We start from the raw sequence: 13060 nt of genomic DNA, 5'->3' as shown, positions 1-13060 counted from the left end.
GTGTTCACCTCCAATCAAAAGGGTTTATTCCCCAAGAAAATCCCAGTCTACATCACTATCTGGCTGTGAATTTTCAGGTGTTGGAAAGGACGCCCTGATTTGGGGCTCCCTTTGCGCCATGCCTACAGTCAGTCCGGAAAGAAAAAGTGGCAATTCCTGTTTCAGACTGTTTTCCACTGCATCTACAATCTGTTTCACAAAAAGTTCTTCCCGTTCTCTTGTTTCCAGATAAGGATCAGCCTGTGTGCGGTAGTAGCGGTCAAAATAATCTACCAGTGCAAGAGAGATTACCTGACTGTAAGATTTAAAATCCTGCCTGTCCATCGTCTGTAAATATTCCCAGGCTCTCCGCTGTTGTTCTTTGTCCAGATTAAAGCGCAGGTTTGTGTTGCGGATATTGTTCTGCATGGTTTATCCCCTCCTTTTCAGGCTCATATAAGCCAGAGATTCGTAACCTTTGGCAGTGGCGCAGATGTCATCAATGATTGTGACTCGTGATTTGTCATACGTTCCGAAGTTACGGATCAGGCATCCACCGCCGCCAACCACATGCAGGCGCATCAGGTCAGGATTATATTCATATTTGCGGAGCGTGGAAAAAAGTTCTGCCACATACTGTCTGGCAATAGAACTGATACAATCCAGATATGGTGCTGAAATGTCAGCTGTTCCAAACCGCAGAATCTGTTCTACTGTGGATTCTTCAATTTTCACTCCGAATTTGTCCAGAACAGCGTTCTTTGCGGCAATCATGCACTGGTTTACACCAAGTTTTTCTGTCCAGCATCGGCTCTCCTGCGCTTTCTTATTGTTAATATACAGAATGTTCATGGTTCCGTTTCCGATATCTGCAAGGAGATTAGTTCCCTTGAAATTTCCAAGGTGGTTTACAATAGCCGGATATCCCTGTGGGTAAAGGCTACATCCCGCAAAGTGGAGATGATATTCTTTGCCGTTGAAACGGTAATGGACTTCTGGATTCTGGAGCAGATAGGAACGAAAAGCTTCTCTTTGATTTCTGATCCATGTCAGAGGAAGTCCGGCAGCCAGATGAACATCTGCTTCACGGATGGAAAAGACATTCAGTTCCCTTGCAATAGCCATTAGCGTCAGAAGATAATATTCTTCGTCCATAGCTTTATCCGGGATAAATTCTTTGTGTCCTTCGCCAATCCGGTAGTAAATGCCGTTATATTCCAGGATATTTCCAGTGAAGATTGGTTCTGTTTCATAGGCTTTGATTCCGGTTGGCGTGACGGTGTTTGCTGTTTTCATATTGCCATAGCCATGATCTACAGCGATGATTTTTGTGTTTTTGAGTTCTCGCATAAAAAATACCTCCGTTTTCGTATTGATTGATTCAGCAGGTCATACCGGTGTGGTACTGCTTTGCTGTGAGATAAGCATACGAAAATCGGAGGTAAAAGACATTGAGTGGAAATTGAGCTGGAATTGAGAAAAAAGATATATTGTGCGTACATTCTTCATGTACTCTTGTTGTGATTTCATTGTTTTTTATCGTATAATATGGATACTGGAGGTGGTTTGGATGAAATACAAGATTTTAGTTGTCGATGATGATAAAGAATTGGTGAAAATGCTTTGTAGTTATTTTAATATGAAACAATATGAAACCATTACGGCTACAGACGGAATGGAAGCATTAAATAAAATAAAAATGAAACCGGATATTATTTTGTTGGATATCAATATGCCACGCATGGATGGGATTGAAGTATGTCGTCTGATACGCAGTAAAGTGTTATGCCCGATTTTGTTTCTAACAGCAAGAGTTGATGAAGATGATAAAATTAATGGGTTGCTTTCGGGTGGGGATGACTATATTACGAAACCATTTAGTCTTCGGGAGTTGGAAGCAAGGATTGTCACAAACATAAAGAGAGAAGAAAGGCATCAACAAAAAACGGAATACCGTTTCATGGATGAAATGCTGATTGATTATTCTGAAAAAATAGTAGCTATAGCCGGACACAGGATGAAGTTCACAAAAATTGAATATCAGATTATTGAATTCTTATCCATGCATCCAGGGCAGGTGTTTGATAAAGAACGTATATATGCACAAGTCTGTGGATATGATGCGGAAGGGGACAGTAGAACGATAACGGAATTAGTACGGCGTATAAGGAAAAAAATAGCGGATTATTCAGAAAAAGAATACATAGAAACTGTATGGGGGATTGGATACCGATGGAAAAAATAAGAAACTTGTCACTGAAAAAAACAATTCTGCTTTATTTTGTGATCAGCTTAACGGCAGCATTTCTGTTATCTGGATTTACAGTTCATTTTGCAGGAAATATGCAGAATAAAATATGGGAAAAATATATTGATTATGCAGATTATACGGACGTGTTTCAGCAATATGGAAAGAAATACGAGATTGAGATATCAAGACCTAATCAATCGCAGATGAATCGTTTGGACTATCATCTTTCGGAAATGTGTGACTTTATGGGAACATATTCGGTACTGATTTTTTCGATTGTTGGGAGTGTTGTTGCGGTATTCTTTTTTTATAAAAATAAGTTAAAGACACCTCTACAGGAACTAAAAGATGCCTCACAAATGATTGCAGATAATGAACTGGATTTTCATGTGTCCTATGAAAATAAAGATGAGATGGGAACTTTGTGTAAAGAATTTGAAATGATGCGAAGTGCTTTAGCAGATAACAACAGAAAGATGTGGCGAATGATTGATGACGAGAAGGCTTTGCGGAATGCAATTGCACATGATATACGTTCTCCACTTTCCATATTGCGAGGGTATCAGGAAATGCTCTTAGAGTTTGTTTCTTCTGAGAGTATAAAAACAGAGGATGTTATTGATATCTTACAAACAGGCATGTATCAGATTGACCGTATAGAGCATTTCACGGAAAACATGAGAAAAATGTCCCATTTAGAACAGAGGGAACTGCAATGCTCAGAGATAGAGTTATCGGAACTGGCAAAAAAGATTGAGGCAGAAGCTGCCATGCTGTCCAAGAAGGAAAGTAAATTATGTAAGGTAGAAAGAGTGCAGGAACAAAACATTGTGAAAGTGGATGAGGAACTTGTCATGGAAGTGACAGACAACTTACTGGAAAATGCGGTTCGATATGCACAAAAAAGTATTGCTTTGCAGATAAAGAAAAAGGATGGTTTTCTTATAATTTCTGTTGAAGATGATGGAATAGGATTTGTGGATACTGAGGAAAAAGTAACAGAGCCATTTTATCATAAGAATCCACAAGATGATTTAAAGCATTTTGGCCTTGGTATGTATATTTCTCGTATTTTCTGTGAAAAGCATGGAGGAAATTTGAAAATATATAATGCCAGACAAGGCGGTGCTTATGTAGAAGCTCTTTTCAAAGCTGAATAAAAATACTTTATAAGGCTGAAATCGCAAATAAAGTGGTTTTAGTCTTTTTTGTTGTGAATTTATTGAGAATTGATTTGTATGATGTTGTTAAAGAAATAAAGAAAGGAAGAGATACAATGAAAACAATCATAAAAAGAAGTATACTTGATTATTTAAAGAACCCTGTTTTGTGGATTGGCTTGATTATTATAGTTGCCAGTATGTATCAATGTCTGTCATCGTATTTGCAAATTCATTATATCAAACAGAATGAACAGATCACACAAAATGACGTAGCATTGGAAGATGCTGATGTCATGGATGGGTACATTCCCACATCTGATGATAAAGAAAGAAGAAGGGAGTGGGAAGATACGATCAAAGAGACGTTAATGGACACCTCCAAAAATGGTTTTGGATTTAGCAGGCAGGAAGCAGATCATGTAATGAAAGAAATTCAGAATATGGATGTAAAGACTGCTTCTGAGTTTTTGGAATCCCAATATGGCTATTATAATGCAATAGATGCTTATGAGGACCTTGAAATTCATAAGGGGACAGCAGAAGAAATCAATCATTATATCGAGCGGAAATTATCCGAACATTCTTTTTCCTGGTACTTTGCCAAAAAATTTACGGATTTTGCAGGATTGCATATGGCCTTTTTTGCAACAGTCTTGCTATCATTTTTATTTATTCAGGATACACGAAAAAGTACCTATGAATTATTACATACAAAGCCTGTTACGGCAATCCAATATATATGTGGGAAAGTAATAAGCGGATTCATTAGTATGCTGGGAGTATTAGTGATTTTGAATGTTATATTCTTTATGCTGTGTTTGAAAACGTCTTTAGAATCGGGCTTTCCAGTAACACCAATTGATTTTTGCGTGAATTCTCTGATCTATATTGTTCCGAATCTTTTGATGATATGTTGTGTCTATACAATTACAGCATTAATATTTAAAAATCCGCTTCCGGCAGCACCAATCTTGTTTTTACACATTATATATTCAAATATGCTGACCATGAAGAATGATATTTATTATATGAGACCGTTCTCTATTATGGTGCGATTCCCTGGCAGGTTTTTTGAAACACATGCAGCCAAAATGTCAAATATAAATCAGATTATGCTTGTGATCTCATCTGTTATATTAGTATGTATTTCTGTTACAATCTGGAAAAGGAGGAGAGTTCATTGAAAACGGAACTAAAAAACTGCCTGTCGTTATATAAGATTTTTTATTCATGTGCATTTATACTGATATTGTGTGCTATTCATCCGATTATATACTATGAAGAAATCGGTTCAGCGATTCAGTCGCCAATAGCAATTTTAACAATTATTTTTTGTAGTGACACATATTTGATGGAAGTAAAAAGTAAGCGTGCCGATGTATTTCATTTGTATGATCAAAAAAAGCAGTTAAAAGTAATATCACAGAGATTGTGCGTTCAAATATTATATTTATTAATACTTTCCTGTGTTGGATATGTTTTGTTTTTCTGGCAAAAACCGGGCAGTGTAAACGAAGGCATTTCGGGTATTCAGATATTTCTTTTATATTTCATTGCAATGTTTGGAACTATCTGGCTTTGGAGTATATGCTCTGTGATTTTGTGTACATTGCTTCGAAATATGTGGGCAGGTATTGGATGTTTATTTGGAATTGTCATTGGACTTATATCAAAAGCGGGAAGTTCATTTTTCGGAAATCTGGGATTGTTTTCTTTCAGCTTTTGTGAACCTACTCAATTAATGTCCGAGAGTTGGATTTATGGAACGCTTGTGTCTTTTATAGCGGGGCTGTTTTTATTTGCAGTATTACCAATGACTTTAAAGAAAAGAGGATAGATTATGAGTATTAGAATAAATGATTTAACAGTTAGATTTAAAAATGGTGTAGTTGCAGTAAATAAGGCATCTCTTGAAATACCTAAGGGAATTTACGGACTTTTGGGTGAGAATGGTGCCGGAAAAACCACTTTGATGAGGGTTCTTACAACTGTTTTAAAACAAACGGAAGGAATGGTTTCCCTTGATGGAATTCTGTATAACGAGGGAAATTATGAGAAAATACAGAAAAAGATTGGTTATCTTCCACAGGAAATCGACTTATATCCGAATCTTACGGTGAAAGAATGTCTTGTATATATGGGGGGACTGTCAGGAGTAGCCAGAAATGACCTCGAACAAAGAATTACCTATTATCTGGAAAAGACTTCTCTTACAGAGCATCAGAATAAAAAAATGCGGCAATTATCTGGTGGTATGAAGAGACGTGTCGGACTCATACAGGCACTTCTTAATAATCCGGATTTTTTGATTATTGATGAACCTACCACCGGGTTAGATCCGGAAGAAAGAATCAGGATCCGCAATCTTTTGGTTGATTTTTCAAAGGATAGAACTGTGCTGTTTTCCACTCATGTAGTAGAAGATTTAGCAGCAACCTGTACACAGCTTGCCATTATGAAAAAGGGAAGTTTTTTATATTCTGGAAGCGTGAGTGGGTTGCTGGAAAATGCAAAGGGCTGTGTTTGGAATTGTACGGTACAAAATGCAGAAGAAGCCCGTTTGTTAGAAGCCAATTATTCTATATCATCTAAGCAGTATGTAGAAAATGGAATTCATATGAAAGTATTAAGCAAAGGAAAGCCAAATGAGAATTGTGTCCTGGATAATGATATCACTTTGGAAGATGCATATATTTATTTGACGAATAGTTGAATATAACGGCGGGCAAGTTGCCCGCCGTAAATTATGCTTATTTTGTTAAAAGACCGGATAGATTTTTTCCAATGCAAAATCCAATCTGTGGATATAACTCCTGAATTTCCTGATATTTTGCTTCAATCATTTCTGGTTCATCAGCCCAGATCTTTTCATATATTTTGAAAGCTCTTTTAAAATGTGTTTTGGCTTGCGGAAGATTGGCAGTCATCAGATAAATGGTTCCAAGGGTTTCCTGTACTTTGGCATAATCCAGACAGTCATCGGAATGGTATTCCTTGATGATGCCGGATAATTTTTGCAATTCAGAGATGCCTCTTTCGGGTTCCTGCTGTTCTGTCAGGAACATTGCATAATTGGCAATCTGAGGTATGCTGTCATTTATATGAAGCAGGTTAAATTGGTCAAGCAGTGAGATACTTTTTTCCATGTGTTCTCTTGCAAGATCGGGATGACCGTTCATGCGGTAAAGTCCACCGAGATTGGCATGAAGGTTGGAAACAAGGCGAGCATTGTCAGCAGTGATATTTTCTATCTGGGCAAGTGCATCCTTTTCCAGTTTTATTGCTTTTTCTGGCTTGATTTCAAGAGTAGCCTGAAAATCCAGTAACAATGCCCGGTCAGAATCGGTGCCAATGTCTTTAGGCTTCAAAAAATTTTTTAATTCCTGAATGATTTCTTTCATACCTTTCTGGTAATTATAATTATCCATATATGGAAAAACATTTTCCAGAAAAAGTAGATATTTTGGTATATCATCTTTTTCAATCAATTCTATGATGTTTCCTGCTGTCTGAAACAGCTTCTTGTAATAATCGACTTCAATTCCATGCATTAAACATATTTTCTGTAAAGAATCCAGTAATATGTGACAGCTACTTACAGATGGTTTTGTCTCTGAAAGGGCAATTTCCTTAATCATAGGATGCAGGGAGATTGTGTGACGTGTAGTTGTCTGCACAAAACCAGTTTCAATCAAGTCGTTAATTTCATTTAAGGTAGGCAGTTCCAGCCATTTGGCGAATATGCGGGCAGAAATACCAGTGTAAGGAAGAAAACACAAATTGCACATGATATCCTGCTGTTTTCGGGATAAAGCATATAGTGAAAATAGAGTATGGATATGACTATAATAAGTGGCTTTACTGCTTTGACCATCCTTGATTATCTTAATTTTATCTTCATTATCGAGAGATGCTCTTTCTTCCTGAAGTTTTGCTAATAACTGACCTGGAGTTGAAATTCCATTTTCCAAAAGTTTTGCAGCCAGTTCTACAGCAAAAGTATGATAGTGTACGGTCTCTATGATTTTTTCGACGGTCGAACGATACTTGTCTGCTTCTGAATAAAATGCAGATGTCAGTTGGAAAAGAATGTTTATATCCTTTATTTCTTTTAATTGAAAAGTACAGTATTCATTCAGATTACTTCTGGTCGTAAATAAAATCTGACAGCGGTATTTTAATACTACTGACAGAAAACTGTCCTGTGTCGCAGTGACATTAAAATTATCTATGAAGTTCATTTGCCTGAGACGACAGAAGAACTGATGTATAAGAGCAGATTTACGGAAGAACTATTCCCGACTGCTCTTTTTGTTTCGGAGATACGGGAACATGGTACATCCATACACCGGTATGACTGCTGCGATGATTTTACTGCAAAGGCATTTGGTGAGAGCATAAAGGACAGAAATGAGGAGCATCTAATTAAGTGGAGAAGTGGAAATGCGAGAAAAAGAGTATTATGAGATGTACAATATGTATTTGTTGTATTAGGAGGAAATCTCAATGACAGTCGGAGAAAATATCAGACGTATCCGCAAGGAAAGAGATGCTATATCAAAGCGTAGACTTCAAAACATGGGGCAGGAAGATAAATACTATATTAAAAATCATCATCCGGCGATTGTGTCTGAAGATATTTTTGATAAGGCATAGGAAATAAGAAATAAAAGGAATGGAAATCGATGTAAGCCAACAGTTGAATCGGGTTCTCGAATGCATTGATAGGTGAAGCAATCATTATTGCAGTCATATTACTTAAATATGGTGGTATTAAAAAATATACGGCACTGATTACAGTTATGAAATAGATGATATATTGGTAAAGTTGAAATCTGTGGAAGCTGAGATGAATCTGAGGATGAAAAAATTACAACCAGAGCTAGACAAGAATCCGAAAACATTAGCGGTCGATATAGGATATAAACCTATGCTTGTGGTAATTGAAGAATATATTTCATTGCAGGCAAGTCTTGATAAAAAGCAGAAAGAAGAATTAGAACGTGTAGTGAAAAATATTTCAGTATTAGCAAGGCAGAGTAATATTCATATGATGATAGTTTTACAATCAGCAGGAACAGAAAATATAAATTCCACCACAAGAAGTAATCTGACAAAAGTATTATTAGGAAATGCACAGTCAAATATATTATCTGCAACATTTGGAACAGGTGTTGATTTACCATGTGTCAATACAAAGCTAAGTAAAGGACAAGGATTGATTGCACTTGATAGAATTACTATACTTTGTGTACCTATGATAACAGATATGGAAAACTTTAAAGAAGTTGTTGACTGCGGCGCCGTAGGCTAGCGGCAGTCAACCTTAAAAACGTTAAAAAATATGTATATTTGTATACCTTAATTGTTTACAGCTAAAAATGATAAGTTTATAATAAAATATAGGACAGCATAAAAAATTATTTTTCAGTTAGGTAAAATTGCAATATATGAAAGCAAAAAATCAATCTGCAAAAAATAATGTCAGAGAAAGCAAGACAATAAATTTTGTGAAATCCTATACACTTATGAGAAAATAATAAGGGAAAGGTGATTACAAATGCAAAAAAAGAAAAGTAACACAGACAACAAGATCACATATCAGATCAATACAAAGAAGAGAAACATCATTATTATCACAGTACTTACAGTCATCATTCTTTTGGCTGGTATTACTACTGGAATTATTCTTTACAATAAGAACAATGATGATGGTAGCACAAACATGGTTGAGGTTACAACTACTGAGCAGGAAGCTAAGGCAACCACAGAAGTTGCAACAACTAAAAAGAAAGAAACAGCTACCACAGAAGCTAAGAAGCCTTCAAAGAAGAAAGAAGCAACCACAGAGAGACCAATCTCTGGTGGAGTAAATGCTCCTACTACAGAGGAAAAGACCACTGAGGCTCCTAAGCATAATACAGAAAAGACTACAGAAGCTCCTAAGAATGACTATAAGCCACAGCCACAGCAGCCAGCTACAGAAGCTCCTACAGAGGCTCCAACTGAAGCTCCTACCACAGAGCACCAGCATCAGTGGACTACTAAGGAATGGACCGAAACTATCGAACACCCTGGTGAGGAAATTCCTGGTGAATTATGTGAATGTGGTTTCTGGTGTGAAGATCCAGTAGTAATGGAAGCTCATCAGGATGAAACTGGTTGCTTCAGTTACGCACTTTATCCACATTACACAGATCCAACTACAGAGACAATTACACATCATAGAAGAGTTTGTAGCTGTGGAGCAAAGGAAGACATTGACTAATACACAGTACCTTCTGGTTGATAACAATCAGAAGGTATTTTTATGCTCTCATACAGGTTACTTACATACACAATTCTAATACTTCTTTGTATACCTGTATACATATATCTAGCTCTTATGTTACTGTTTTTTCTTATTCAATTATTATGTCTTGATATTTTTTAGATTCTTGAGAGATTTTAGATCCAGATTAGATATGTGCTGAGAGAGATATTTTCGTGAGGTAATCCTGATAATTATCTTCGCATGAAGAGAATAAAACAGTTGTACAAGGAATTATATAAAACAGAAAATATTGAGAAATTTAGAAGTATTATCATTCCTATTGAAAGAAATGCTGTGGCATGATAGAATAGCCGTATAAACGGAAAAGAAATCAATAAATACGGATATGAAATATAACGGAGGAACACACATGATTATCAGTGAAAGAATTTTTTACATAATGGAGCAGAAGAACATGAGCCAGTTGGAACTGTCGAGAAGAACCGGGATTGCAACAAGTAACATCAGTGACTGGAAAAAGAAAAAGACAAATCCAAAGGCAGACTGTTTATTATCCATATGTGACGCATTGGATATTACACCGGAACAGCTTTTAACGGGAAAAGGAATTGATCCGGAGTATAAAGATACAGATAAGGATTATGAAGTGACCAGGTCGGATATTAAGATATTAAAGCAGATTCATAGCCTTGGAGACGAACAGTATAAAAGATTGATGGCATATATGAAGGCATTGCAGAAACTGGAGCAAATGGAAAGCATTGTGGGGGAATAGAGATGGCAAATAAAATAGTTAGAGAAATTATTCATGCAAAGGGTATCGATATTGGAATTTACACCAAGGATTTTGAAAATGAATACATTTCGTTGACAGATATCGCAAAATACAGAAATGATAATGATCCCAGATTTGTCATTCAGAACTGGATGCGAAACAGAAATACAGTTGAGTTTTTGGCTGTTTGGGAAGAACTTCATAATCCAGATTTTAACCGTGTGCAATTCGAGGCGGTTAGAAGTGAGGCAGGATTAAACAGGTTTGTTATGACGCCAACCAAATGGATTGAACAGACCAATGCTATTGGAATAGTGTCAAAAGCAGGCAGATATGGTGGAGGAACTTATGCACATAGCGATATTGCAATGGCATTTGCTACATGGATTTCTCCGGAATTTCAACTGTATATTATGAAAGATTACCGCAGGTTAAAACAAGATGAAAATAGTCGATTTTCATTGGACTGGAACTTGAACAGGGCTTTATCAAAGGTGAACTACCATATTCACACGGATGCGGTGAAGGAAAATTTGATTCCACCAGAGCTAACACCGGAACAGATTGCCTATACATATGCCAGTGAAGCAGATCTTTTAAATGTTGCTTTATTTGGACAAACTGCAAAGCAATGGAAAAATAACAATCCAAGTAAAAAGGGTAATGTGCGTGATGATGCAGATTTAAATCAGTTATTGGTATTGGCAAATATGGAGAGCTATAATGCAATTTTAATTGAACAGGGAAAATCTCAATCAGAAAGACTTGTATTGCTTAGAAATTTGGCAATTAAGCAGATGGATACATTAGCCAGTATTAATTTGTCAGCGGTTTCGGCGCTTCCGGGAGGTGATATGTAAATTGAAGAAAGAAAAAATCAGAGTTTATTTATATACCCGCGTTTCCACAACCATGCAGATAGACGGCTATTCTCTAGATGCACAGAAAACAAAAATGAAAGCCTTTTGTGATTATAATGAGTATGAAATTGCTGGTGAGTATGAGGATGCAGGAAAATCCGGTAAGTTAATAGAGGGAAGAATTGCCTTTAATCAAATGATGGACGATATCAAATCAGGAAAAGATGAAGTGTCTTATGTCCTTGTATTTAAGCTTTCCAGATTTGGAAGAAACGCAGCGGATGTATTATCATCCCTTCAGAGAATGCAGGACTTCGGTGATGCAGATGGAAAATGGTATTTATACGATATCGTAACAATAAAAAAACGAGTAGGCCGCTTGAGTCATAGACCGTACGGTAGTAAACTTCGTTTCTTGTTGTTGATGTTGTTAACATAGAAATAATCGATTGTCAATCCGACTATTCGAAATTATGTCCGCTGGAATGGTGTAACTTTTTGTGTTTTGCGCCAAGGGTGTAAAAATGCTCTTTGCACTTTCACGTGCACGAATGTTAATATAAACTAAATATTTGAGCACGCCGTAAATAAAGTAAAAGATATAAATGAAGCTATATTGATAGAAGATTTATAGATTCTGATTTTCTAGTTAGAGGTTATATTATAATGGTAGTGAAGTATAAAGGGCAAAAATTAAGATATGTAAAAGATTTTCATGGTAAAGAGGTTTTGTGGATTCTCAATCCTGAACAGATTGAAATGCCGGGAATGATATTTGTTGGTGGTTATTCAAACGAGTATTGCATTTTTATGGATACATTGAGTGATGATGAACAAAAGGAAATACGAAAACAGTTGAACAGCAGATGACAGAATTATTCCAAACTTCTCGAACAAATGTAGTAGAACATATTAAGCATATTTATGAGGAGGGTGAATTAGACGAAATTTCAACCTGTCGGAATTTCCGACAGGTTCGAAAAGAAGGAAATGGCGGAGGAAATTACTGGAAAGAGTTAATTTAATAAAAGTGCCGCATACGGCAAAAATATTAAATGGAGGTTGCGATGGAAATAAATAGAGATGTATATCTAGAGCGACTTATTGTTAGAAAACACAATGGATTTATTAAAGTAATTACCGGAATACGAAGATGTGGAAAATCGTATCTGTTAAATACATTGTTTTATAATCATTTGAAAAGTGAAAATATACCAGAAGATCATATTATTAAATTTGCTTTTGATACAGCACAGGATTTAGTAAAAATAGGAGAAAACCCTATTATTCTCGATAACGAAAAAGAAGACCGAAAAATAGATCCTTCCAAATTTCTTAACTGGTTAATGCCACAGATAGAAGGGGATGGGATGTATTATCTTTTGTTAGATGAGGTGCAGAAGTTAGGTGCATTTGAGTCCGTATTAAATGGGTTCCTTCGTAATAGTAAGCTGATTGATACAACAACTGAATAATAGGAATGTTAAAAAGAACATCGCTATGTGTAAACAACATGGCGGTGTTTTTTGTCCTTTTCCAATACATAGCTGTCGGAAGGAGCAATAAATTGGATGAAATTGTATATATGCTTGACGAGTGGGCATCCACGAAGAAGTTTAATGATATCCATCGTTATCATGAATGTATATCGACAGCAAGCAGAAATGTAAAAAATCTGTTGCAACGGAAAATGTCGCGTAGTATTATAACCAAGATATTGGAAAAGCCATGTTCAGGTGTGCATTTCTGAAAGGGTGG

At 36.3% G+C, this 13060-nt stretch carries 15 protein-coding genes and 2 pseudogenes; 14 read left to right on the top strand and 3 right to left on the bottom strand.

Features of this window, described 5'->3' with window-relative positions; genetic code table 11:
* Nucleotides 1-24 precede the first annotated feature (24 nt).
* A complete protein-coding gene (locus tag H9Q76_RS13745) occupies nucleotides 25-408 on the bottom strand; it encodes an adenylate cyclase (RefSeq protein ID WP_249321329.1) in 384 nt (127 codons plus the stop codon).
* Between the two features lie 3 nt (nucleotides 409-411).
* On the bottom strand, nucleotides 412-1329 hold the full coding sequence (locus tag H9Q76_RS13740; protein WP_118374523.1) for a ParM/StbA family protein: 918 nt from the start codon (nucleotides 1327-1329) through the stop codon (nucleotides 412-414).
* A gap of 220 nt (nucleotides 1330-1549) precedes the next feature.
* On the opposite strand from H9Q76_RS13740, the gene H9Q76_RS13735 reads away from it, so the two are divergent.
* The 5 genes from H9Q76_RS13735 to H9Q76_RS13715 all read left to right on the top strand — a co-directional run bounded on the left by H9Q76_RS13735 (nucleotide 1550) and on the right by H9Q76_RS13715 (nucleotide 6106).
* Nucleotides 1550-2224 (top strand): response regulator transcription factor, encoded by a 675-nt coding sequence (locus tag H9Q76_RS13735; RefSeq protein WP_117781695.1) that lies wholly within the window; start codon nucleotides 1550-1552, stop codon nucleotides 2222-2224.
* The gene (locus tag H9Q76_RS13730) at nucleotides 2212-3390 is read left to right on the top strand and encodes a HAMP domain-containing sensor histidine kinase (protein ID WP_249321328.1); all 1179 of its coding nucleotides are present in this window, start codon (nucleotides 2212-2214) and stop codon (nucleotides 3388-3390) included. The genes H9Q76_RS13735 and H9Q76_RS13730 overlap by 13 nt, the downstream gene beginning before the upstream one ends.
* Before the next feature lie 116 nt (nucleotides 3391-3506).
* Nucleotides 3507-4577, top strand: coding sequence for an ABC transporter permease subunit (locus H9Q76_RS13725; RefSeq protein ID WP_118545268.1), 1071 nt, complete (start codon nucleotides 3507-3509; stop codon nucleotides 4575-4577).
* Nucleotides 4574-5230: a transporter gene (locus tag H9Q76_RS13720; protein ID WP_243029185.1), complete on the top strand. Its 657-nt coding sequence runs from the start codon at nucleotides 4574-4576 to the stop codon at nucleotides 5228-5230. The genes H9Q76_RS13725 and H9Q76_RS13720 overlap by 4 nt, the downstream gene beginning before the upstream one ends.
* Nucleotides 5231-5233: 3 nt before the next feature.
* Nucleotides 5234-6106 (top strand): ATP-binding cassette domain-containing protein, encoded by an 873-nt coding sequence (locus H9Q76_RS13715; RefSeq protein ID WP_005348496.1) that lies wholly within the window; start codon nucleotides 5234-5236, stop codon nucleotides 6104-6106.
* A gap of 37 nt (nucleotides 6107-6143) precedes the next feature.
* Here H9Q76_RS13715 and H9Q76_RS13710 read toward each other — a convergent pair.
* A pseudogene (locus tag H9Q76_RS13710) lies at nucleotides 6144-7625 on the bottom strand (tetratricopeptide repeat protein); the annotation flags it as partial.
* Nucleotides 7626-7634: 9 nt separating this feature from the next.
* On the opposite strand from H9Q76_RS13710, the gene H9Q76_RS13705 reads away from it, so the two are divergent.
* From H9Q76_RS13705 to H9Q76_RS13665, 9 genes and pseudogenes are all read left to right on the top strand, one after another.
* The gene (locus tag H9Q76_RS13705) at nucleotides 7635-7859 is read left to right on the top strand and encodes a hypothetical protein (RefSeq protein WP_118374520.1); all 225 of its coding nucleotides are present in this window, start codon (nucleotides 7635-7637) and stop codon (nucleotides 7857-7859) included.
* A gap of 40 nt (nucleotides 7860-7899) precedes the next feature.
* Nucleotides 7900-8049 (top strand): recombinase family protein, encoded by a 150-nt coding sequence (locus H9Q76_RS13700; protein WP_118374519.1) that lies wholly within the window; start codon nucleotides 7900-7902, stop codon nucleotides 8047-8049.
* Nucleotides 8050-8254: 205 nt separating this feature from the next.
* Nucleotides 8255-8707 carry a hypothetical protein gene (locus H9Q76_RS13695; RefSeq protein ID WP_249321327.1) on the top strand — a complete coding sequence of 151 codons (453 nt, stop codon included), beginning with the start codon at nucleotides 8255-8257 and terminating at the stop codon, nucleotides 8705-8707.
* Between the two features lie 246 nt (nucleotides 8708-8953).
* Complete coding sequence (locus tag H9Q76_RS13690) at nucleotides 8954-9661, top strand: hypothetical protein (protein ID WP_249321326.1); 708 nt, start codon at nucleotides 8954-8956, stop codon at nucleotides 9659-9661.
* A 415-nt stretch (nucleotides 9662-10076) separates the two neighbouring features.
* Nucleotides 10077-10442 (top strand): helix-turn-helix domain-containing protein, encoded by a 366-nt coding sequence (locus H9Q76_RS13685; protein ID WP_118374516.1) that lies wholly within the window; start codon nucleotides 10077-10079, stop codon nucleotides 10440-10442.
* A gap of 2 nt (nucleotides 10443-10444) precedes the next feature.
* Nucleotides 10445-11302 (top strand): KilA-N domain-containing protein, encoded by an 858-nt coding sequence (locus H9Q76_RS13680; RefSeq protein WP_249321325.1) that lies wholly within the window; start codon nucleotides 10445-10447, stop codon nucleotides 11300-11302.
* A gap of 1 nt (nucleotide 11303) precedes the next feature.
* A pseudogene (locus H9Q76_RS13675) lies at nucleotides 11304-11621 on the top strand (recombinase family protein); the annotation flags it as partial.
* A 347-nt stretch (nucleotides 11622-11968) separates the two neighbouring features.
* Nucleotides 11969-12172 (top strand): hypothetical protein, encoded by a 204-nt coding sequence (locus H9Q76_RS13670; protein WP_021984163.1) that lies wholly within the window; start codon nucleotides 11969-11971, stop codon nucleotides 12170-12172.
* 197 nt (nucleotides 12173-12369) lie between these two features.
* Nucleotides 12370-12777 carry an AAA family ATPase gene (locus H9Q76_RS13665; RefSeq protein ID WP_021984161.1) on the top strand — a complete coding sequence of 136 codons (408 nt, stop codon included), beginning with the start codon at nucleotides 12370-12372 and terminating at the stop codon, nucleotides 12775-12777.
* The last annotated feature ends 283 nt before the right edge of the window (nucleotides 12778-13060 follow it).

This window comes from Wujia chipingensis, from assembly GCF_014337155.1.
In the GTDB taxonomy this organism is placed as follows: Bacteria; Bacillota; Clostridia; order Lachnospirales; family Lachnospiraceae; genus Coprococcus_C; species Coprococcus_C hominis.
The sequence above is the reverse complement of the archived record's forward strand: the minus strand, read 5'-3'. Positions and strand labels throughout refer to the sequence as shown.

Coding starts and splice junctions, on each gene's coding strand:
- H9Q76_RS13745 (WP_249321329.1), bottom strand. CDS start 408: ATGCAGAACAATATCCGCAACACAAACCTGCGCTTTAATCTGGACAAA.
- H9Q76_RS13740 (WP_118374523.1), bottom strand. CDS start 1,329: ATGCGAGAACTCAAAAACACAAAAATCATCGCTGTAGATCATGGCTAT.
- H9Q76_RS13735 (WP_117781695.1), top strand. CDS start 1,550: ATGAAATACAAGATTTTAGTTGTCGATGATGATAAAGAATTGGTGAAA.
- H9Q76_RS13730 (WP_249321328.1), top strand. CDS start 2,212: ATGGAAAAAATAAGAAACTTGTCACTGAAAAAAACAATTCTGCTTTAT.
- H9Q76_RS13725 (WP_118545268.1), top strand. CDS start 3,507: ATGAAAACAATCATAAAAAGAAGTATACTTGATTATTTAAAGAACCCT.
- H9Q76_RS13715 (WP_005348496.1), top strand. CDS start 5,234: ATGAGTATTAGAATAAATGATTTAACAGTTAGATTTAAAAATGGTGTA.
- H9Q76_RS13700 (WP_118374519.1), top strand. CDS start 7,900: ATGACAGTCGGAGAAAATATCAGACGTATCCGCAAGGAAAGAGATGCT.
- H9Q76_RS13695 (WP_249321327.1), top strand. CDS start 8,255: ATGAAAAAATTACAACCAGAGCTAGACAAGAATCCGAAAACATTAGCG.
- H9Q76_RS13690 (WP_249321326.1), top strand. CDS start 8,954: ATGCAAAAAAAGAAAAGTAACACAGACAACAAGATCACATATCAGATC.
- H9Q76_RS13685 (WP_118374516.1), top strand. CDS start 10,077: ATGATTATCAGTGAAAGAATTTTTTACATAATGGAGCAGAAGAACATG.
- H9Q76_RS13680 (WP_249321325.1), top strand. CDS start 10,445: ATGGCAAATAAAATAGTTAGAGAAATTATTCATGCAAAGGGTATCGAT.
- H9Q76_RS13670 (WP_021984163.1), top strand. CDS start 11,969: ATGGTAGTGAAGTATAAAGGGCAAAAATTAAGATATGTAAAAGATTTT.
- H9Q76_RS13665 (WP_021984161.1), top strand. CDS start 12,370: ATGGAAATAAATAGAGATGTATATCTAGAGCGACTTATTGTTAGAAAA.